This is a genomic window from Acinetobacter sp. LMB-5 (genome assembly GCF_001541635.1).
Lineage (GTDB): Bacteria > Pseudomonadota > Gammaproteobacteria > Pseudomonadales > Moraxellaceae > Acinetobacter > Acinetobacter pittii.
In genome coordinates this window covers 79,530-101,385 of record NZ_LRDR01000004.1, presented here as the reverse complement: position 1 = coordinate 101,385, position 21,856 = coordinate 79,530, and the positions used below count along the sequence as shown (strand labels likewise).

At 40.0% G+C, this 21,856-nt stretch carries 14 protein-coding genes; 7 read left to right on the top strand and 7 right to left on the bottom strand.

The features are described 5' to 3' along the window. Positions 1 to 160: 160 nt before the first annotated feature. The 4 genes from AW165_RS05695 (at position 161) to AW165_RS05680 (ending at position 3,229) form a co-directional block, all read left to right on the top strand. Positions 161 to 1,036 (top strand): Hsp33 family molecular chaperone HslO, encoded by an 876-nt coding sequence (locus AW165_RS05695; RefSeq protein WP_017481969.1) that lies wholly within the window; start codon positions 161 to 163, stop codon positions 1,034 to 1,036. A 137-nt stretch (positions 1,037 to 1,173) separates the two neighbouring features. Beyond that, the gene (locus AW165_RS05690) at positions 1,174 to 1,785 is read left to right on the top strand and encodes a LysE family translocator (protein ID WP_060465203.1); all 612 of its coding nucleotides are present in this window, start codon (positions 1,174 to 1,176) and stop codon (positions 1,783 to 1,785) included. Between the two features lie 146 nt (positions 1,786 to 1,931). After that, entirely contained in the window at positions 1,932 to 2,888 is a 957-nt protein-coding gene (locus AW165_RS05685; protein ID WP_060465202.1) for a DnaJ C-terminal domain-containing protein, read from the top strand. A gap of 11 nt (positions 2,889 to 2,899) precedes the next feature. Next, positions 2,900 to 3,229: a chaperone modulator CbpM gene (locus AW165_RS05680; RefSeq protein ID WP_060465201.1), complete on the top strand. Its 330-nt coding sequence runs from the start codon at positions 2,900 to 2,902 to the stop codon at positions 3,227 to 3,229. Between the two features lie 233 nt (positions 3,230 to 3,462). On the opposite strand, the gene AW165_RS05675 is transcribed toward AW165_RS05680, so the two are convergent. The 3 genes from AW165_RS05675 to rpsO form a co-directional block, all read right to left on the bottom strand. Next, positions 3,463 to 4,674 (bottom strand): magnesium transporter CorA family protein, encoded by a 1,212-nt coding sequence (locus AW165_RS05675; protein ID WP_060465200.1) that lies wholly within the window; start codon positions 4,672 to 4,674, stop codon positions 3,463 to 3,465. Between the two features lie 85 nt (positions 4,675 to 4,759). Then, positions 4,760 to 6,847 carry a polyribonucleotide nucleotidyltransferase gene (pnp, locus tag AW165_RS05670; RefSeq protein ID WP_170814194.1) on the bottom strand — a complete coding sequence of 696 codons (2,088 nt, stop codon included), beginning with the start codon at positions 6,845 to 6,847 and terminating at the stop codon, positions 4,760 to 4,762. Between the two features lie 257 nt (positions 6,848 to 7,104). Next, positions 7,105 to 7,374 carry a 30S ribosomal protein S15 gene (rpsO, locus tag AW165_RS05665; RefSeq protein WP_002114951.1) on the bottom strand — a complete coding sequence of 90 codons (270 nt, stop codon included), beginning with the start codon at positions 7,372 to 7,374 and terminating at the stop codon, positions 7,105 to 7,107. A 210-nt stretch (positions 7,375 to 7,584) separates the two neighbouring features. On the opposite strand from rpsO, the gene AW165_RS05660 reads away from it, so the two are divergent. Then, positions 7,585 to 8,883 (top strand): serine hydrolase domain-containing protein, encoded by a 1,299-nt coding sequence (locus AW165_RS05660; RefSeq protein ID WP_060465199.1) that lies wholly within the window; start codon positions 7,585 to 7,587, stop codon positions 8,881 to 8,883. 701 nt (positions 8,884 to 9,584) lie between these two features. Here the strand turns inward: AW165_RS05660 and recD are convergent. From recD to AW165_RS05645, 3 genes are all read right to left on the bottom strand, one after another. Then, positions 9,585 to 11,336, bottom strand: a complete 1,752-nt coding sequence (recD, locus tag AW165_RS05655; RefSeq protein ID WP_060465346.1) for an exodeoxyribonuclease V subunit alpha — start codon at positions 11,334 to 11,336, stop codon at positions 9,585 to 9,587. A gap of 108 nt (positions 11,337 to 11,444) precedes the next feature. Continuing rightward, the gene (locus AW165_RS05650) at positions 11,445 to 15,143 is read right to left on the bottom strand and encodes a UvrD-helicase domain-containing protein (RefSeq protein WP_060465198.1); all 3,699 of its coding nucleotides are present in this window, start codon (positions 15,141 to 15,143) and stop codon (positions 11,445 to 11,447) included. A gap of 3 nt (positions 15,144 to 15,146) precedes the next feature. Further along, a complete protein-coding gene (locus AW165_RS05645) occupies positions 15,147 to 18,782 on the bottom strand; it encodes an exodeoxyribonuclease V subunit gamma (RefSeq protein ID WP_060465197.1) in 3,636 nt (1,211 codons plus the stop codon). Positions 18,783 to 18,950: 168 nt separating this feature from the next. On the opposite strand from AW165_RS05645, the gene AW165_RS05640 reads away from it, so the two are divergent. After that, positions 18,951 to 19,457: a hypothetical protein gene (locus AW165_RS05640; RefSeq protein WP_016142355.1), complete on the top strand. Its 507-nt coding sequence runs from the start codon at positions 18,951 to 18,953 to the stop codon at positions 19,455 to 19,457. 22 nt (positions 19,458 to 19,479) lie between these two features. Here the strand turns inward: AW165_RS05640 and AW165_RS05635 are convergent, their stop codons facing one another. Beyond that, positions 19,480 to 20,898, bottom strand: coding sequence for a phosphate--AMP phosphotransferase (locus tag AW165_RS05635; RefSeq protein ID WP_060465196.1), 1,419 nt, complete (start codon positions 20,896 to 20,898; stop codon positions 19,480 to 19,482). A gap of 209 nt (positions 20,899 to 21,107) precedes the next feature. On the opposite strand from AW165_RS05635, the gene AW165_RS05630 reads away from it, so the two are divergent. After that, positions 21,108 to 21,815, top strand: coding sequence for an FFLEELY motif protein (locus AW165_RS05630; RefSeq protein ID WP_060465195.1), 708 nt, complete (start codon positions 21,108 to 21,110; stop codon positions 21,813 to 21,815). The last annotated feature ends 41 nt before the right edge of the window (positions 21,816 to 21,856 follow it).

The window sequence follows — 21,856 nt, the reverse complement described above, 5'->3', positions numbered from 1 at the left end:
GAGATTTCAGAAAATGGCTATATTAAGGACTTATTCACATTGCCTAAATAATTGGACAATGGGCACAAAGCTGCCCCTGTCCGGCTTGCGGCTTAGCTGCATTTCCTGAGCTTGATTAAAACGAAATAGTTATACTCTGCTTAGGGCCCTGGAGAATATTATGTCTGATTTACGCCAACGCTTTTATATAGAGAACTTTCCAGTACGTGGAGAAGTAGTTCATCTAGAAGAAGCCCTACAAACTATCTTAGCTCAACGTGACTATATGCCTGCGGTTAAAATTCTGCTAGGTGAAATGTTGAGTGCGACTGCATTACTTGCAAGTACACTAAAAATCAAAGGCCGTATCAGCTTGCAAATCCAGGCTAGCGGCACCTTCAAATGGGCGATGGCTGAATGTAACCATTTAGGAGAGGTTCGTGCTTTAGCGGACTATGAAACCGACCCTCGCTTTGTTGAAGCAACAGACAGCAGCACAGTTCTTGGTGCCTTAGTTAATCCGGTTTTATTTATTAATATTGAACCGGAATTTGGCGAACGTTATCAAGGGATCGTGCCGCTTGATCAAGTGACTTTAGCAGGTTGCTTGATGCAGTATTATGATTTATCTGCTCAAATTCCAACTCGTATTGTGTTGGCAAGTACAGATAAGCGTTCTGGTGGTTTACTGATTCAACTCTTACCACGTCATGATGAAGAAGAGCAAAACTTGGTCGATGAAGATTTATGGCCACGTTTGACGATGTTGACCGAAACATTAAAAGCTGAAGAGCTTACCAATTTAGATGCAAACGAAATCTTATATCGTTTATATAATGAAGAAGAAGTTCGTTTACCAGAAATTGAAGCATTAAAATTTGGCTGTACATGTTCAAAAGAACGCTGTGCAAATGCCCTGATTCAAATTGGTGTAGACGCTGTTCACGAAACCCTAGAACATCAGAACCCGATTCGTATGGACTGTCAGTTCTGTAATACGCAATATACCTTTACCGCTGAAGAAGCTTTAGCATTATTTGGTGAACATTTAAGTTAATATTTTAATTTTATAAAAAGGCGGTTATACCGCCTTTTTATTTACCTGTATTTTTTGATGATAATTTTCAACATGTTAATTTAAATAGGATAATATAAGGCTACTTTATAGCCTAATAAATAAGATGCCTAAATACCATGGATTATTTTGATTATTTTCTCTTTATTTTTAGTGTAGTTATTATGATTGCGACCCCTGGCCCTGTCATGATTTTAGTTGCAAGCGCTGGACTTAAAGGAGGCTATAAAAAAGCACTTGAAACCATTTTTGGTACAAACCTAGCATCCCTTGTTTTAATTTTTATTTCAGTACTGGTTTTAAAAGGAGTACTGAGTGTTAATGATAGTTACCTCAATATCATTCGTATTTTAGGCTGCCTATATATTGGTTATTTGGGTTTGAGTATTCTCAAAGAAGTTATTCAAGCTCCTCACCCAGAAGCAATACAAACAGTTTCAGCACAAAATGGTGGCTTTAAAAAAGGTTTTCTCGTCGGTATTTCAAACCCAAAAGATATTATCTTTTTCTCGGCTTTCTTTCCGCAATTTGTCTCTATTACACCTCAGTTAAATTTAAGTCTAACCCTACTTACGCTGACATGGATTGTTTTAGATTTCCTCACACTATCTTTGGTTTATATCTTTTTCCGCCGCCTTGCTAACAGTCATTTATATCCCAAAATATTAGGCCTATGCGGTTTATTACTTCTACTTATTGCCCTGTATGGCTTATATCAAAGTTTCATCTAATTCATTAGAGGTATAGTCTAATTTTTCTATACCTCTTTACGTTCCTCTGTATTTCGTAATAGAACAACTCTTATACAATCTAGCTTATTGAAAACTCTAAAAATCGTTTCATAATGAAATAAACAACACCATCGTGATAAAACATTATGGCAAAAAATTATTATGAAGAATTAGGGGTTACACGCAAAGCCTCTGCTGATGAAATTAAAAAAGCTTATCGAAAATTAGCCCGTAAATATCATCCCGACATCAGCAAAGAAAAAGATGCAGAAGAAAAAATGCAGGCCATTAATGTTGCCTACGACACATTAAGCAATGCGGATAAAAAAGCCGAATATGACCAAATGTTAGATCATCCTCAAGGTTTTAATAACTTTGGTCAAGGTGCTGCACAAGGGGGCTTTGATGGAGCACAGTTTTATCGTCAAGGTTTTACAGGCGGTGAACAAGCAGACTTTAGCGGTTTTGAAGATTTATTTGGTCGCTTTGGTGCAGGCTTTGGCGGTGGCCAACAACAATATCAAAGACAACAACGTAGTTATCGCGGTGAAGATCAACATGCCAGCATAGAGGTTGATCTTGATATTGCCTATCATGGTTCAACACAGCAAATTACTTTGCAAATTCCAACCATAAACGCTTATGGCGAACCTGAAGTTCAACGCAAAACTTTACAGGTAAAAATACCAAAAGGCATGAAAGAAGGTCAGCAAATCCGCTTAAGTGGGCAAGGCCAAAGTGGGATTAATGGTGGTGCTAACGGCGATCTTTATATTGAAATCCAGTATAAAGATACAGACCGTGTTCATGTCGAAGGCAGTGACGTATATTTGACTGTAGATGTAACCCCATGGGAAGCGGCATTAGGTCAAGGTATTGAAGTGAAAACACCAGCAGGATCTTTACATGTAAATTTACCTAAAAATGCAAAACAAGGACAACAGCTACGTTTAAAAGACAAAGGGATACCAAATAAAACGCCAGGGCATCTGTATTTAATTTTAAATATTGTATTCCCGCCTGCAAATTCTGAAAAAGAAAAAGAAGCGTATCAGCAATTGGCAGAAGCCTTTGCTTCATTCGAACCTCGTTCATCTCATTAGGGAGCAAGATCATGACAACCATTCACTATCGAGAAATTGTATATGACGGCCATACCTTTAGTGCAGAGGTCGTTGATGAACAATCGACATTTGATTTACAACAATTTGCCCAAGCTTGTGGCCAAAGTCCTGACTGGATTCTTCAGCTCATTGAATATGACATTTTATCAGTCGAAAATAAACCTGAAGCACACCAGTTTATGGGCGAAGATGTCGCACGTGCACGTAAAGCGTATCGTCTACAACGTGACTTTGACGCAAGTTTGGCGGCAGTTGCTGTGATGTTAGATTTGATTGATGAAGTACAGCAATTAAGGAAAGAGTTGAAGCATTTTCATTAGATTAGATAGTCACGACGGAGTCCTACTGGCACTCACTATCTATTCCGTCAGCTAATTACGTTACTTTTGTTTTGGCAAAAGTAACCAAAACCATTGTCATCCACAAAACCTGTTCACTATATTCATTTAAAGCATTATCTTGCAAAAACAATAATTTTTTAAATTATGGGCAGGTTGTGGATGACGCTTAGCTCAAGCAAATTTGGAACAAAATTCAATAAAAAAATGAAGAACTATTTCAACCGAGTAATCTTCTCCACTTCCTTCAAAGTCTGCTTAATCGGTTCATATTCCAAAAACCAAAATAAATTCATCCGATCTTGACGATGTTGCTGGGCCAATAAATCAATGACACTTCGTTCACCACGTCCAACTAAATGCTGTCGATAAAAATAGTACAACAGTACAATAGTGCTCAGCAGCATGACCCCGAGCATAATCCAGAAACCAACTGGCGATTTAAGACCAGGAATAAACTCAAAGTTCATTCCATAAATACCCGTTAAAAGAGTAAGCGGTGCAAATACGGCAGTAATAATGGCAAGAATACGCATATTTTCATTGGTCTGGTTTGCAATTGCCGAGAAATGCAAATCAATCGCCGACTGAATAGCGCTACGTAAACGTAAAGTATGTTTTTGAATACGTTCGACATGACTCATTAAATCATTCAAACGAACCAACAAAAGATCTTGAGAACTATGCGTCTTCTCACCAATAACATGATGATAGTTTTCTACAATTTCATCTCGAAACTCTTGTAAGGTTTCGATTTGCTCTTCGCATAAATTTTCAACTTGCTGAAAGGCCATGTTTTCATGAAACAGCTGATGCCATTGTTTAAAACGGCGATTACCTTGCAGCAATTGCTGTTGCCAATGCTCAACCCTTCTAGTCAAAGGTGAACGGATATCAAGGTAGCCATCCACCATACTATTGAGCAGTCGTAAACATAAATCTACAGGTGAATTAGGCAGCTTACGGGTTTTGTTTTGTTCTTCCAAAGTTTTACATAAAATATTTTCGAGACGTTGAATATAGTTTTCAATCGACTTATTGCCCTGCTCACGAACACTAATCAGAACTTTAGGAGTAAAAATAAAGCTAATCGGCGTGGTTGCTAGGCCAAATACACTCTCATGGGATTCCCCATTTTTAATTTCGTCATCAGGTGTAACGAGCTTTCTAAAAATAAGCAAATCATATTCTTCAAGCGTATCAAATGCACAAGGATGCTCAATATTGGCAATATCCCGCATATGAAATTCATTAATAACCACACCTGAAAGCTGTTGAATCTTTTGTTGCCATTCTTCGTTATGGTTCACCACATCAGCTCTGACACTATCAATCCAGAAAAACTCCAGAATGTGTTCATTATGCTGTTCACGGCTTAAAAAGACATAGCCATCAGCTTGATGGCGATAAAAGTAATAAACCTGCATACCACAATGATCTGTTTTTGTATTACTTGCATCATGCCATAAAAAAAGTCCGCATCAAGCGGACTTTTTCATGTCACCAGAACAATTATGCTTGTTCAATGTCTTTCATAGTCAATTTAATACGACCACGATTATCAACATCAGCAACTTGTACTTTCACTTCCTGACCTTCTTTAAGAACATCAGTTACGTTCGCAATACGTTCATTTGAAATTTGCGAAATGTGAAGAAGACCATCAGTACCCGGCATGATGTTTACAAACGCACCGAATTCTACGATACGGATTACTTTACCGTCATAGATCTTACCTGGTTCAACTTCAGCAGTAATTGCTTGAATCTTAGCAATTGCAGCTTTAGCAGCAGCTTTAGTTTCACCAAATACGCGAACTGTACCATTGTCTTCGATATCAATTGCAGCTTTAGTTTCTTCAGTAATTTGACGGATAGTTGCACCGCCTTTACCAATAACATCACGGATCTTGTCTGGGTTAATGTTAATCACTTCAAACGTCGGTGCATGAGCACTGATTTCAGCACGAGCACGTGAAATGACTTTATTCATTTCGTTTAGGATGTGCATACGACCAGCAAATGCTTGGTTTAATGCAACTTCCATGATTTCTTCAGTAATACCTTCAATTTTGATGTCCATTTGAAGCGCAGTAATACCGTTTGCAGAACCTGCTACTTTAAAGTCCATATCACCTAAGTGATCTTCATCACCCAAGATGTCAGAAAGTACTGCGAAACGCTCGCCTTCTTTCACTAAGCCCATTGCGATACCCGCAACTGGAGCTTTAAGCGGAACACCTGCATCCATAAGTGATAATGAAGCACCACATACAGAAGCCATTGAAGACGAACCGTTTGATTCAGTAATGTCAGATACAATACGAATTACATACGGGAAGCGGTCAGCAGCAGGAAGAACTGCTTGAACACCACGACGTGCTAAACGACCGTGACCAATTTCACGACGCTTAGGACCAGATTCACGGCCTGTTTCACCTACAGAGTATGCAGGGAAGTTGTAGTGCAACATGAAGTTGTCAGTTTTAGTACCAGCAAGGGTATCAACCATTAACGCATCACGAGTATTACCCAAAGTTGTTGTTACCAACGCCTGAGTTTCACCACGTGTAAACAATGCAGAACCGTGTGCACGATCTAATACGCCAACTTGAACGTCGATAGCACGAACAGTTTTAGTATCACGACCATCAATACGTGGCTTACCTGACAAGATGTTGTCACGTACTGTACGGTATTTAAGGTCTTCGAATAATTCGTTTACTTCATCAGCAATACCAGTTTCGTCATTTTCTGGAACGAACTGAGCTACAGCTTCTGCATAAAGTGCATCAAGTGCTGCATAACGATCTTGTTTAACCGCAATCGTATATGCTTCAGAGATTTTCGCTTCGAAAGCTGCTTTTAATTGCTCAAGAAGAGCTTCGTTTTTAGTTGGAGCAACCCAAGTTGATTCAACAGCACCAGCAGCGGCAGCAAATTCTTTAATCGCTTGAATTGCAATTTGCATTTCGTCATGACCGAAAAGCACAGCACCAAGCATTTGGTCTTCTGAAAGTTCTTTCGCTTCAGATTCAACCATCAATACAGCAGATTCTGTACCTGCAACCACAAGGTCAAGGTCACTTTCTTTCAACTGTTCGAAGTTCGGGTTAAGAACATATTCACCGTTGATTAAACCAACACGTGCGCCACCAATTGGACCACGGAAAGGAGTACCAGCAATAGACAATGCTGCTGATGTACCAAGCATTGCTGCAATGTCAGCATCCATAGTTTTGTCAGAAGAAACAACAGTTGCTGTTACTTGGATTTCGTTGAAGTAACCTTCTGGGAACAACGGACGAATTGGACGGTCAATAAGACGTGAAATTAAAGTTTCAGCTTCAGAAGCACGACCTTCACGCTTACCGTAACCACCAGGGATACGACCAGCTGCATATTGTTTTTCTTGATAGTTAACTGTTAACGGGAAGAAGTCTTGACCCGCTTTTGCTTTAGGTTGAGCAACAACTGCAACTAAAACAGTTACGCCACCCATAGTGATTAAAACTGTGTTTGCTTGACGTGCAACGCGACCCGTTTCTAAAACGACTTGATGTTGACCGAATTGGAATTCTTTACGAACGATATTAAACATTGACATGTATTGTATTTTCCTAATTTTATTCTAGTGAGACCCCTAAGGTTTGGCATTCAGACTACACCGATTGGTAGATAAATGACAAAGCTTAGAAGCCATCACACTAGATCAATTATTTAAAATAAGTTAAACGCAAAGAAGGAGCGCACAAGCGCCCCTTCTAAAAATCACTTAACCTAACATTAAGTGAAACTCTCTTTTCAGCGATAAAGCATTGCGACATGCGAAATAGCGAAAACAAAGTAAAAATCGAATTAACGACGTAAACCTAAAGCACCGATCAAAGCAGTGTAACGACCGTGGTCTTTACCATTTAAGTAGTCAAGCAATTTACGACGTTGGTTAACCATACGGATCAAACCACGACGGCTGTGGTGGTCGTGTTTGTGAGCTTTGAAGTGACCTTGTAAATCATTGATTTGAGCAGTCAATAAAGCTACTTGTACTTCTGGTGAACCAGTGTCATTTTCAGCGCGAGCAAATTTAGCAATGATCTCTGCGCGGTCTGCATTAGTTAAAGCCATTCGATTTCTCCGAGATGCTTAAAAAAGTAAACGATATGAATCAGTTGAGGCAACTGACTGCCGTGCATCACTACAGCAAGTCGCCTATTTTAAGGTATCTATAGGTGGATTGCAAAATAGTTTTCAGTAACTTGTCATTTTAGACACTGACATGAGGACCTTAACCCTGCACACTAGCCTCGAATAAAAAGAAAGAAGCGCGAGGGACGTGTGAAAATTTTTTCAACCAACACTTGTCCAGTACCGGACAATATTGAGCAAGTCATTCGACAAAAAGATGAAGTTGCTGCTGAACAGGGTGGAATGAGTGATCACCAGATTCAAAAAATCTGGAAAAGTATAGAAGCACTATATAAAACCGGAAACTATCCACTCATTACCTTTTGTTTACGCAGGCAAGGTAAAATTTTGCTAAATAGAAGCATTGGATATGCCCAAGGAAACTCTCCGGCAGGCCTTCAAGAAAATGCCCTGATTGCAACACCTGACACACCTGTTTGCCTATTTTCAGCATCAAAGATGATCACAGCCATGTTGATTCATCTATTAGATGAAAAAGGCGAAATCAATTTGCTTGATCCTGTGAGCTATTATGTTCCTGAATATGGTGTCAACGGTAAGCGTCGTGCAACGATCTTTCATTTATTAGCACATCGTGGTGGCATTCCTTATATTGATGGCGATGTCACACCAGATTTATTATTTGATAAAGACGAAATTTTAAAACGTTTATATGCTGCCCGACCTGTGTCTCCTGCTGGTAATCACCTTGCCTATCATGCTGTTACGGCAGGTTATATTTTAGGAGAAGTTATTGAACGGGTGACTGGGCAGGATTTACGTGAGTTTGTACATCAAACTATCGAAAAACCAATGGGGATGCCTTATTTCAATTATGGTTTAAAACCAGAATATCGTTCAGAAGTCGCCTTAAACTGTTCAACAGGTCTGCACCCACGCCTTGGTACCGATCACTACCTGAATCATGTGTTAGGTGGCGGTTTACAACTTGCAGTTGATGTGACTAACGATAGTCGTTTTATGGACACCATTTGCCCAGCTGGAAACATCTATACCAGTGCAGAACAAGCCGGCCGCTTCTTTGAAATGCTTTTAAGTGGAGGAAGCTACGGCGGTCAGCAAATCTTTAGTGAGAAAACAATTTTCAGAGCAACACTGCCAACCACAGGCGTTAACATTGACCGTACTTTGCTGATTCCAATGCGCTATGCTTTAGGACCAATGTTAGGTAGCAATCCTATAGGTCTTTTTGGCCCAATGACAGGACAAGCATTTGGTCATTTAGGATTCTCTAACATTTTATGTTGGGCCGACCCTGAAAGAGATATCAGTGTTTCCTTATTAACAACTGGTAAATCTGTAGTGGGTACTCACCTACCTGCTTTAGCTAAAGTGCTCTATCAAATCTCAACCCAATGTCCACGTATACCGAGAGATCAACGCCGTTCGTTATTCGGTAGTGATTCTCATGAAACTGACTTAGTGTAGAAACAAATAAAAAACCCAAGCATTTCTGCTTGGGTTTTTTGCGCTGTAGTTTTTGTTTATCGTGTTATTACTGTTTTTATTGTCGTTGGTGAGATGCTAGTCACATCCTTCTTGTTGTTTTAACTCACTTCCGATGTTTTTGTTTCTATTTCCTTATGTGATGTATTGTGACATATCCAATTATGAAGAAAAGTAGTATTTTTCTTATCATCATGTAAGTGAAAACGTACAGGTCTGTATAATATTTGGTAAATAGCCATTTTTTACCTTTAACGTACAGTTCTGTATAACATATAACTTAACAATTCACAGGAAAAATGCCTGTTTTGAAATCATATTATAGATAAATATATTGATATTATTGATTTAAATCTTTAGACAAAAACAGAGTGAAGATAGTGCTAAAAACGAAATGTTGTAATGCTTTTTTAAACATAGTGAAAAGTAGAATATAAAAAAGCCCTGTAGTCTCTCCCAAAACTACAAGGCTTAGCGGCTGTAAGTTTCCTCTTTATACACCTACTTCATTGTAAGTTCGCAGTCTCTCGACTTAAGTTATTATTATTGTGCGATTTTGCCCGACATTCCGTGCCAAGCTCGTTGTGCGTTTATAATCTCAAAAACACGGGGTGTACTCTAGCAGCAAATATCTCGAATCTATGTAAGCTTTTTCTTACAAGGGTAAAAATATTAAGTTTGTCTTAACGAACTAACCGATTAACTTTTTGAACTAAACCGCTTTTTCGTGTAGTACGAACTGTAAATGCTTGTAATAAAGCCTCTTGATGCACTAAAAGACTGACTACTTTCTTAGCTCGTGTAATCGCAGTGTAAATAAGCTCTTGGCTTAATAAGTTCTTGGCAGCCTGATCTAAAACGACAGCAGTATGGGTAAATTCAGACCCTTGCGATTTATGAATTGTTAAGGCGAATGCACTTTGAATACTTTTAGGTAATCGATTTGCAGCAACCCATTTGTTCAAACTTGGAAAATATACTTCAAACTTCTGTGGCTGAGTTCTGTGCTCAAAACACAAACCAATATCGCCATTTGAAATACCGAGCTGATAATCGTTATAGGTCATCATTACAGGACGACCGACATACCATCCTCCAAGAGTCACGATTGAAAGTTGCTGCTGCAACCAACGCTGCGCATATTGGTTTAACTGCTGCAATCCAAACGGACCATGACGAACCGCGGTTAAAATCCGGTAGTCATCAAATGCTTTTACTACGTTTTGGACCTGTTCAATCGAGCGTTCTTCTTTTAAATAATTTTTTAGGCTTTTTACATATCCTTGGAAACCTAGCATGAGCTTCTGATAATAAATTTCGACTTCTGCGTGATTTCCTTCTGGTAAATACTCAAGCTGAACCACATCTGGCATGTCACTTTGTAAAACTATAGGCTTTAATTCTGAAACCTCAACAATATCAATTTCAAACTGCTGCAAAACAGCTGCATGATCCTGTTGATAGGTTTGTGCCTGAATAAATTTGGCCACTTGTCCAATCAATGCCCCTTCAGCAAAACGACGACTGGTTTGTAATTGTACTCGGTTATCAGCCAATGCCTGTATTTGCTGCAAATCTGCAAGAACCGCGCCGACATCGACAGAAGCAAGCTGATTTGCATCTCCTAATAAAATAATTCGACAAGACTCAGGCACAGCTTCAAATAAAAGAGTAGCCAGATTTAAATCCAGCATGGAAGCTTCATCGACGACAATCACGTCATAAGGCAAAGGCTGTTTTTGATTAAACCGTGGTGTCTGGCTATGTCCCATCCCCAACAAACGGTGAATCGTTTGTGTTCCCTGATTTCTGAGCTCTTCGCTAACTAATCCGGACTCAAGCAATTTAGGATCGTTAAATGAGTTCTGTAAAGCCTCTTGCATTCGCTGTGCTGCCTTACCAGTTGGAGCAGCCATCGCCACACGAATATGCGGAATTGCTTGACTCAGCACAGCAATAATACGTGCCAGCGTATAAGTCTTACCTGTACCCGGCCCACCCGTAATAATACTCAGGCTCTGCCGAGCAACCATTTGTAAAGCTGCCTGTTGATGAGGATCGGTAAGCAGGTCTAAATAGTCATCACAAGAGACTGGTTGAATTAATTGTTGCTTTAATCGACAAATTTGTTCTGCAAGTCGTTGCTCTAGGTGCCAATATCGGTATAATGCCAACCCCTGCTCATCGTAGACGCACGGCGCAACTTTTGAGGTTGCTTGATCGGCAGATATAGCAAGCTGACCAAGTGCTGCAATTTGCTCTGAACTGATATCAATACAACTATCGCCTTGTAAGCTCGCTTCAATAAGCTGCTGCAAGTAAGAAGTAGCTTCTGACACTTGCGATTGTTCAGTAAATGGAGCCTGATTTAAGAAGTTACTCCACGTTGTTAACCAGCTTAAATCGGCTTGTTCAGGGCTGTTTAGATTGTCCACACACTTATCCACCTAGTTTTCCACACGCTTGTCCACATGGTTATAGACAGGCTTATCCACATGCCAAGTATTTATTAATCTTCAAATTACGCATTTTATCAGCATTTTTCATGCTATTTTATCCTCAGCAAAATACCCCAAAATGGCATCAAGACGCAGAATAAACTCAATGCTAGGCTGCCAGTAATAATAGCCCTGCTCTGCTTCACCATTCATGCCACGTAAATAAAGATAAGTTGCCCCACCTAAGTGTTGCTCAATCTGGTAATCCTGCATTTTGACTTGCAAATAGCGATGTAACGCAACGAGATATAAACCTGCTTGTAGCCAGTAACTTGCCAAAGACATGCTTTGAGCAATGCTATCGCTACGATAGTCTGCAAGATCATCACCTAAGTAATTACTTTTATAATCGGCAATGTGGTAACGCTGCCCATCAAAATAAACCAAATCGATAGAACCATTAAGGTAACGCGCTGAACGAGCCTCAAGTAACTCCGGCATATTCAATCCATACTCAGCGAAGAGCTGCTGAATACGTGTCATCGCTAGAACCCGATCTGACAGTGCCAAATAAAAAGGAAACTCTGACAAATACTGATCTTGTTGGAGCTGGTTTAGTCGAAAGCCTTGAGAAAGCGGTGTTCGCAAAATATCTTTTAACCACTCTGCAACTGACTGGTAAAGCAAATTTTCGGTATCTTCTTGCTCTGGGAAACTCTCGTTATATTTATTAAGTAAATCTTGCCAAAGACTACTATAGTCATTTTTAAAACGACGACGTATTTCTATGACCCAGTCATCTGAACATTGAAAATCAATATGTTCAAATATTTCATGTAAGAAATTACCGGCAAGCGTTCCTCGAGGGAAGTTACTCTTTATCCAGTCAATCGGCTGAGCACTGCTTGCTTCAGCAGTGTTGATTAAGTCCAACTCATCTTCTGCTAATACAGCATCATTGCTCTGGCTGGCCAATAAATCCGTGCCAGCCTTATGTTTTAAATGCTGTGCCAAATAACTGAAACTGGTTTTACCTCTCGAATAAAAACGTTGTTCAGGAAACCGTTGCGCTTGTATTTCAATAATACTTGTTTGTTTGGCTAAATGAATTGCCTGTGGAATCTGCTCCAAAACCATTTCATCCGTACAGCAACGGTGTTGAAAAGGCTCAGTCCTATTTTTCCAAAACGCGAGACCTGATACTGACTTGCCATCAAGATCTTGTAGAACAGCATAGACGCGGTGGCTTGCTCGCGTTAAAGCGACATACCAAAGACGATTCTGTTCAGCGAGCGCTCGTTCTTCGTGCTGCTTAAGTTCTATTTCATTCAAATAAGTCTTGTCAGCAATCGCAACGACACGTTGAGTCAAAGTCTGGTTTGAGTCCGGTTTGACAATGTCTTGGGTCGAAAAATTCAGAGTTTTGTTATTTTCTCGAAAGGGCTTGTCTGCACCTAGTAAAAATACAATCTTAAATTCCAGCCCTTTTGACTGGTGAATGGTCATGAGCTGAACACCAGCTTCACTCGACAATTTACGTTCTAACTCCCAATCACGGTCAAGAGGAGAACGCAACTGTTTGAGATACCAGTGATAAAGGTTCTGAGCACCTGAGTATTTTTCACTGTGCTGACTCAGAATTTCAGTTAAATGACGCAAGTTCACCACAACCCGTTCATTATCTTTACTTTGAGCTGCAACCAAATTTTGCCATATATCAAACTGGATGAGGCATTGTTGCCATGCCACTAAAAAGCCTTGAGCGGACCACAACTCTCTAATCGTGTCAAAACCAGTCATAAACTGGCTTAACCCTTCGGCTGTCTGCTCAAGTTGCAAGAGTTGTTTTAAATCCATGGCAAATAGACGGCTAATTAAAGCTCGCTTCACTTTTGCCTCATCGTAAGGATGAAGTATGGCAGTCAACAAAGCACCCACGTCTTGAGCAATCGAGCAATCAAAAACACTTCGTTTTGATGGCCTATTAACCCGAATTCCTAAACGTTCTAGCTCAAATTGAACTTTATCCAGCCCATCATGATTACGAGACAATACCGCAATATCATCTTCGTTTAAGGTTTGAGTCTGAGCATCTTTTTGAAAATATAGTTGTCCAGCATGTGACTGGTTGAGTAGATCTCGAATCTTCCAAGCAACTTGCTGAGCCTCTGTTTCTTTATCTTTGAGCATTAACCAGCGCAAAGGGTGAGGATTATGATTGTTCTGCTCAATCAGTACAGGATGAGGCCGAGTGCCTGCTCGAATTGGGTCATATTGAACTTCTTCACCAAAATCAATTTGTCGTTGAAATAAGGCATCGACCACTTCAACCAGATCAGCAACAGAACGATGGTTATGAATTAACTTATATTCACGACCATGTTTGGCTTGAATATCTTTATAGGCATTTAAGAAGGTGAGCATATCCCCACCGCGGAAACCGTAAATCGCCTGTTTACGGTCGCCCACCATAATCATGCAACCTTTTTTGTAGCGCTCTGGATGGCGCCAAATGCTCGCCAGCATATCGTCTTGATCTTGGTTGGTATCCTGAAATTCATCAACCAAAATTAAGGGATATCGAGCCTGCACAAACACAGCAAAACGTTGCCCCTGCTCACCTTTTAAAGCTTCAGAAAGTGTACGAATTTGCTGAGAAAAAGTAGTCTCACCTTTATTTTGCAAAACCTGCGGTAAACGTTTTTTCACCTCTACACATAAATAGGCTTTTAAATAAATATGAAGCTGGTCGAACTGCTCGGCGTAGTTTTTCAGCACACCAAATAGCTTCTGAATTTGCTGAATACAGGAATGTTGATAAAAACCATCTGAAATTTCAGCAGGACATTTCTTGAAAACTTTCTGATCGGCAAGTTGACCTAAAAATTTGAAAACGAGTTCACGTTGTGCAGTCAAAGACCCATCAAAAACCAAAATGCTGTCGCTTTGCGTTAGAACTTGCAGAAGCTGTGGCAAACATTCACTAAATAATTTGTTAAACGCCCCATTACGAAATACCGTCCCGCTCACATGCTTATAGTGTTCGCCATCAAGCTGGTAATACGGCTTTAAAAGGCTTAAGTCAATTTCTGTTGCTAACTGTTTGAGCTGTGCAAGTTGTTCAAATTGAATGGTTGGTTTTTCGGGAAGTTTAAAATGAGCAGAACTAAAGTTAAGTGAGTCTTCAACAAGTTTGACAAAACTATCGACACTTTTTAACTCACCTGCCAGATACAACGCATCAATCACGGTCTGAGGTTGAGACTGTATCCATTCACGCAGTACATCATGAATCAATTGTCGACTATAGGTTTTGGCATCATCGGTAATTTGAGCACGTTCAATTTTGCCACTCTCAAAGGCAAACTCTCGTAATAGTTTTTGACTAAAGCTATCGAGTGTCCCGACAAATAACTCGTCTAACTGATCGATGACTAATTTTAAACGTTCACACGCATAGGCAATACGCGTCGCAAAGCTTTTTAAAATATGTTGGAGTAATAAGTCAGATTCTTGCTCGGCCTGCGTAAGTAGCTCTTGTTCTGTAAAGCTACGCTTGGCATCTAAATAACGATAAGTTTCGACCAAACGTGCACGAATACGGCTTTTTAACTCGGCAGCGGCAGCCCGGGTAAACGTGGTCGCAATGACTTGTCTAGGCAGGTATTTTTCAAGAAAGATACGGACCATCAAACTTGATAAAGTATAAGTTTTTCCTGTACCTGCCGAAGCTTCAATTAAGTGTAAGCCACTAAATTCAATATCAATAATAGGTTGATAAGACACCTGTACTCTTGAGTTCATGCCTTACTCCGAATGTTGAAATTGAAAAACCGGATGATACAAATCATATGCAAACTCATCACAAGCATGTTGAAGCAAAGCCTGTGCATCTTGTTCTTGTAAAATAAAGCTCCAGTCTTGGTGCAACTTACAAGCTTCATTTTGAGTCATATCCATCGTGGTAAATGACCCTGTTTCATTCCAGTATTTTAGCAGCTCGGCATAGCTCTTCTCATCCAGTTTTGCTTTTTCTGTCTGATTTGTGGTTTCCCACTGATATGCTTTAGCTTTTTCTAACGGCTTTAATAATAAGGCTGCTGGTAGAACCAAAGGTTGTTGCTGTGCATGGCGCCAGATTTTAAACCATGGTTGTAAATATTGCCGAGCTTGCTCAGAACTAATCCCACTACAAATCACAGTTTGATCGCTAAAAACCACAATACGGCGCTTTTCAGCTCCTGCACTACCCTCATTCAAATAAGCTAACCAGAGCAGATATTCTAACCAGACTTTAGCGCGTCTTTTTGCGCGAGCGCTTGAAGGCTCCATACTCACCCAGTCCCGAGTTTCAGACTTCGGAACCGTAATATTCATATGCAGCTGTTTAGCAATTCGCCAAATACGCTGAGTTGTTTGTGTCACTGCTGGTGCATAATGGTGAAGGCGTTCAAGTAAACATTCTTGCTCAAAAACACCTTGTTGCCATGCGCTATATTTGACTTTACCGACAGGCAACTGATCAATTAATACTTCAGGTTGTGCTTGCTGTTCAGATTGTTGTAAAAAATGTCGAATCGCATAGCGCCCTAAACCATCTAATAATAAAGGTTCATTTTGGTCGAGTACTCCGACACTTCCTAAGTTTTCTACACCTAAAGTTTTCAAATATAACCGTGCAGGGAACGTCACATCCTGTATCCACTGCTGACTTTCTAAAACCAGCATGTCAGGCGCTTGTAGCGGATAGGTCGTATTCGCCCAAGGTTGACGGCTTCCTGAAACTTGCTGAATTTGTGAAGCGACCTTAAACCAATGATCTTGGTAGCGAATAACACTTTTTTCAACAGTAAAACCTTTCGGATCGAAGGGCTGTAAATCATGTAAGTGATAGAGTTGTTTTAACTGTGATGGAATTTCAATCCCTTCAATAACGACACTTTCAGATACACCATCTTCAGCTTTCACAATCAAGGCAAGATGTTCACGAAACTCTTGAAGAATACTGGAAGGTTCGCGCACCTCGCCATCGTTCACATCAAAGCCGTTATAAAACAGCCATAAATTTTCTTGGGCTAATAATAAAGCATCTAAAAAAGCACCTTGATCATCTTCAAGTCGAGAACGATCACCTAACTGTTGGCGCAGTGCATCCATCAAATCAAATGGAACGTGTGTATCACGGTTTGGAAATTGTCCTGCATCAAGATTTAGCATGACCATTAAACGATAAGGTAACGGTCGAATGTGTCCAATTTGGGCAAAGGTAATTTGCCCTGTCGGTTCAGCTTGTGCACTTTGGCTTTCTAATGTCCGTTGAATTTCTTCAATAATATAAGGCAGAGGCAAGGTAATTTTGCGCAAAGTTCCTGTTTCTGTCTCGGCGTAATAGCTTGCGAGCGTCAACATTCGCTCTTGTTTTTTAACAATTTCACGCACAGCTTTTAGAGCAGCAACACCAACCTGCTCAAATTCAACAATATCTTTGCCTAGTACCTGAAGCCAATATTCAACCGTATAGACTTTTCCTTGTTCATGCAGAGTCAGCCAATCACGGCGCTCATTCAAATCTTGATAAATCTGAATGAGTGTACCAATCAGCTCGAAATCACCCGGTTGAACTTTGGCGTAACTCAACACCTGATTAAAGGTCGCATGTACAGGCACAGCAATACCAAGAGCCAATCGCTCTAAGGCAAATTTAAAGCTATATCGATAATCATCATCACCGTCACACAAACTGCGCTTGAGATGCTCTGCATCAAGCCCTCGTTTAAAGCCTGCATCGGCAAGCAAATTTAAAATCCGCTCGACCTGAACATACTCAAGTTCGTAACGTTGCTGGGTAGCATGCAAGCTTAACCAATCAGCAAAATCATCAAAGCTAAAACGGCCCTGCATCAGTTGAATACGCCCAATTACGGCACGCCAAGCATTAAGTGCATCAAGTGATGCAACACCTGCAATTTTCACTGGCAAATGTACACCTTGCTCAGTGGCAGTAGCGGGAAATACACTTCGAATTAAAGGTTCTATGTCGGCCAAATTAGGAACTAAAACTAAAATATCGTTTGGTCGGCGCGGCTGCTCATGTGGTTTAGCCAACCAACAGATTAATTGCTCTTTTAGAACTTCAAGCTGACGTAAAGTCGAATGACAAACATGAATCTGAATCGAGTCATCGTCTGGGGCAAGCTCATATTGCTTAGCTTGAGGTTCAACTAAATGCAAAATATCTGACTGAACTTTACCGAGTAAACTTTCAGGAAAATCATCCACAAAAGCATCAACCCACTTACCTTCTTCACCCGTAGATAAATTCGATAATAAAGAAAAGTGGTCGCGGGCTTGTTTACCCAATCTGGTTAAAAGCGGATGTCTAGACTCACGCGCTTCAGCATTAAAATTGAGTGTGAATTTATTAAAGAAATCACTAATTTCAGCATCAGTAGCCTTTGGATTTTTCGCAATAAAACGCTCTTTTACCCCTAAGTCATAACGCTGTTTCCAGAGTGGATCGACACTATCGGCCCAATATTCTTGTGAAGGGTTATAGTGCAAAATCAAGACATCAATATATTGGCCTAAACGGCGCAAGAACTGTAACTGACTTGGCGGCAAATCTAATAACGTAAAAATCACTACTTGATTAGGTAATCTTGAAATAGCACGCTTACCACGGTCTGGATGATCTAACTCTTGCCAAAACAACGCGTCAATTTGCTGCATTTGCACAAAATCATCATGAAAATGTTGCTGCCACAACCAACGCTGCCAACGCTCTAGCTCCTCAGTTTGATGTAATGCAAAAGCAGTCACTTCTTCATCTTTCTGCACAATATATTTTTCAATATCGAGTGCTCGGCCCTGTCCCCAAGCAGACAACCAGTTTTCCGGACAGGTACAACTATTTTCACAACCACGCTGGCACTGTCCACGATAAATCATATAGTTGCTAAATAGATCGGCAACCTGCTCAGCGACCCAATACAGCATTTTTTGTTTTTTTAATTGTTTATCTATGCCTTGTTCGAGTCGATCTGCACTGTCATAAATACGCTGAACAATAGAATGTAAAGGATGCGACGTATCGATGCTCATCGTGTCAGGTTGAATAAATTCGTGTAGAGCCTGATGCACCCGCCATTTAAAAATCAAACGCGGGATGTTCGCTTTACGGACCTGTTCTTTATGCGCAGTTAAAACTTGCTGATAGGCAAACCATTGGAAACCTCGTACCCGTTGGTGAAACTGGTAATTGGCACTCATGCCTTGCTGTTCTGCAAGTTTTTGTATCAGCCACTGCTCGACCGCAGGACTTGGAACAATAAAATGTTGGGTTTTCAAAACCTGTAATGGATGCGTTGAAGCTTGAGATGTAGACGCCAATACACCTTGCAACAACACATCAATACGTTGACTTTGAATAACATGGATCCCCATTTATTTCATTTCCTGCTTGCATAATTTATGCACAAAATCATAAACATTCATTACTATACAACTGAATCTGACTATGTCACGTTGGTTTAAACACAGCATAATTTAACTTAAGGTGTCACTTACACTTGGTTTGAATGACGCCATCAAGAACTTATACAGGTAGACATTATGAAAATTGACAAGATTCCTGACTATATTGATCCTAGCCTAAATCTGGAACAAATTCGCGATGAGTGCCATGATCTCATCAAAAAAAGAGCTTACGTCTCAGCCGGAGCGGCAATTGTACCGATTCCTTTTTTTGACGTGGCGGTAGATTTGGGAATTTTGTCGCACCTGATTCCAGATATCAATTCCCGTTTTGGTTTAGCACCTGAGCACGTGAGCGTTTACGACCCAAAAACTAAAACTATTCATTGGGATGAGTTACGTAAACGCGGTTTTGAATTTTCAGGTTTTGTAGTCGCACGTACTACCGTTAAAAAAACATTTAACGGCTTTTTAGGCAAAATCGTAACAAAACAGGTGACTAAATTTATACCGCTAGGCGGACAAATTGTAGCAGCAAGTTTAGGCTATTTCATGATGAAAAAAATAGCAGAAACTCATCTGAATGACAGTTATAACCTTGCAAAACGTATTCAGCAAAAAAGCCGTGGCACTATTGTAAATTAATGTTTGCCTTGTAGCTGAGAGCTTAGTCTGCTCTCAGCTGTTTTAAAATGGCCTTCAATACTTCCAGACGTGCCGTATATTTATCATCAGTTGCGACGATATACCACGGTGCATATTCAGTACTGGTTCGCTCAAACATATCGGCTGCTGCTTTTAAATAATCGTCCCACTTATCACGATTACGCCAATCTTCTGCTGTGATTTTAAAACGTTTATGCGGTGTTTCTTCTCTGGCCTTAAAACGCTGCTCTTGCTCATCTTTACTAATCGCTAGCCAAATTTTTACTACAATCGTTTGACTATCAAATAAATCTTTTTCAAAGCGGTTTATTTCATCATAGGCACGCTGCCATTCTAAAGGTGAAGCAAAACCTTCGACACGTTCAACGAGTACACGTCCATACCATGTCCGATCAAAAATCGTGATTTTTTCAGCTTCATTAATGCGGTTCCAAAAGCGCCATAAGTAAGGATGTCGAGCTTCAAAGCGTTCAGGTGCACCAATACAATGAATATCATATTCACGTGGGTCTAAGTTTTTAACAATTCGCTTAATGGCCCCGCCTTTACCAGCAGCATCCATACCTTCAAAAGCAATGACGACATTGCGTTTATCAAAACGCATGGCATCGGCAATTTTCTTACTCAGCTTATCCAGCTCTTTTTTATATTCAGCTTTTTCAAGTGGTTCATTAGAAGGTTTTAATAAACTCTCTGGAATTTTAGCTTGCTGCCATTTTCCTTTAACTTCAGTTTCATGCTCTGGAAGTTGACGCATGTGTTGTAAAAGGTATTGAGCAAAAAATTGATCACGCTGCTTTTCATCTTCGCCATCAATAATGTACCAATCATCGGTAAAACGACGGCGTAACTTTTGCAAAGTGTCATATTGTTTTTTATTACGCCAGTCTAGGCCGTGGAGCTTATGCCAGTGTTGCTCTGACGGGTCAATTTTGTCTAAACGTTTTTGTAGTGATTTCCATGAAAGATCAAACCAGACTTTAACCACATCGACATAGTTATTTTTTAAATCTTGCTCAAATGCCCGCATATTTTCAACGTATTCATCAAAGCGCGAATCATCTAAAGGCTCGGAAACATGCGTTGCTGTGACGAGCAAATCGCTATACCAGTTGCCGAACATCACCACAATTTGTCCTTCAGTCGGAATAAACTCCGAATAAGATTGCCAAAATGCTTCTGTATCTGTCAGCACACGTGGCGCGTCTGCTTTGACTCGTAAATATCGTGGATCTAGCCACTCACGAAGCTGCTTAACGGCCTCGCCTTTTCCAGCCAGTTCAATACCACTCATTAAAATGAGTGTGCTTTTAGCGTTAGGTTTTCCCCGACTTTCTTTTAACTCATATTGTGCTTCAATCAAATCAACTGAAAGCTGTTCTTCATCACGAATCTCAAATTTTGGTTGTTGTTCACTCATAGTCCACGGCTCTAATCTTTTATTGTTTAATTTCGATGATCTTTAACTTATGCGGTTAATTGGTGAATTGCTATACAAATTATGTCATTGCGACAAAATTCTGTTTAAAAATTGACGCATGAATCATTTTTTTTACATCTACTCGCCATAGTACAAGGTTACAATGCCTTTTATGATTTTTTGCAAATAGCCCAATATTAGAGCCTTAAATGTCTAAACTCGCTGCTTTTGATGATCTTTTACAACAATATAAAACGTTTAATTATCACGATAATCCAGTGCTTGCCCAGCGTTTGCAAGATGTACAAACATGGCTAAAAGAGCGGATGAAAGATACGCATCATGACTTTTTTAATCTGCCAACACACAAGCTCATGTCAGAGTACTTTTTAAATCGTTTATATGGTGGCCCAGAGTTTGATGCTCTTGCAGCTCAAATTGAACGCCTATTAAAATATGCGCATAAAGCCGAAAAAGTCTTACCTGAAAATGCAATTAAAACGGGTACTAAATCGGTAAGTTTGGCTGTACTTGCAACCCAACTTGATGAGCAAGTAGCAATGCAACTTCTTGAGGACTATCCTGCAGATACAGTACTCACTGATGAAATTATGCGTTTAACCTTACTCAAGCTTGATCAGGCCGAAGCTCGTTATCAACAACTTGCTCTTCTTGACGATTTAGGTGCAGCACTCGATAAATACATGCGCTCATTTATGATGTTTACTGCTTTTAAAATGTGTAAAGGTATTGCCCAAAAATATCACTTCGAATTGATGTATGATTTCATTCAAGATGGTTTTAGTGCGATGAAACCGTTAAAATCAGCCGAGACCTTTATTAAGACTTTTACTGAAAAAGAACGCCAGATTATTGAAAATGTACATTCAGGGCATCCGAATCCGTTTAGAGTGTGATAAGGTCGGCACATAGAAAAACTCAACCTCACGAAGTTGAG

Excerpts from the sequence above, each read along its gene's own strand:
- AW165_RS05695 (WP_017481969.1), top strand. The coding sequence starts at position 161 with ATGTCTGATTTACGCCAACGCTTTTATATAGAGAACTTTCCAGTACGT.
- AW165_RS05690 (WP_060465203.1), top strand. The coding sequence starts at position 1,174 with ATGGATTATTTTGATTATTTTCTCTTTATTTTTAGTGTAGTTATTATG.
- AW165_RS05685 (WP_060465202.1), top strand. The coding sequence starts at position 1,932 with ATGGCAAAAAATTATTATGAAGAATTAGGGGTTACACGCAAAGCCTCT.
- AW165_RS05680 (WP_060465201.1), top strand. The coding sequence starts at position 2,900 with ATGACAACCATTCACTATCGAGAAATTGTATATGACGGCCATACCTTT.
- AW165_RS05675 (WP_060465200.1), bottom strand. The coding sequence starts at position 4,674 with ATGCAGGTTTATTACTTTTATCGCCATCAAGCTGATGGCTATGTCTTT.
- pnp (WP_170814194.1), bottom strand. The coding sequence starts at position 6,847 with ATGTTTAATATCGTTCGTAAAGAATTCCAATTCGGTCAACATCAAGTC.
- rpsO (WP_002114951.1), bottom strand. The coding sequence starts at position 7,374 with ATGGCTTTAACTAATGCAGACCGCGCAGAGATCATTGCTAAATTTGCT.
- AW165_RS05650 (WP_060465198.1), bottom strand. The coding sequence starts at position 15,143 with ATGAACTCAAGAGTACAGGTGTCTTATCAACCTATTATTGATATTGAA.
- AW165_RS05645 (WP_060465197.1), bottom strand. The coding sequence starts at position 18,782 with ATGGGGATCCATGTTATTCAAAGTCAACGTATTGATGTGTTGTTGCAA.
- AW165_RS05640 (WP_016142355.1), top strand. The coding sequence starts at position 18,951 with ATGAAAATTGACAAGATTCCTGACTATATTGATCCTAGCCTAAATCTG.
- AW165_RS05635 (WP_060465196.1), bottom strand. The coding sequence starts at position 20,898 with ATGAGTGAACAACAACCAAAATTTGAGATTCGTGATGAAGAACAGCTT.
- AW165_RS05630 (WP_060465195.1), top strand. The coding sequence starts at position 21,108 with ATGTCTAAACTCGCTGCTTTTGATGATCTTTTACAACAATATAAAACG.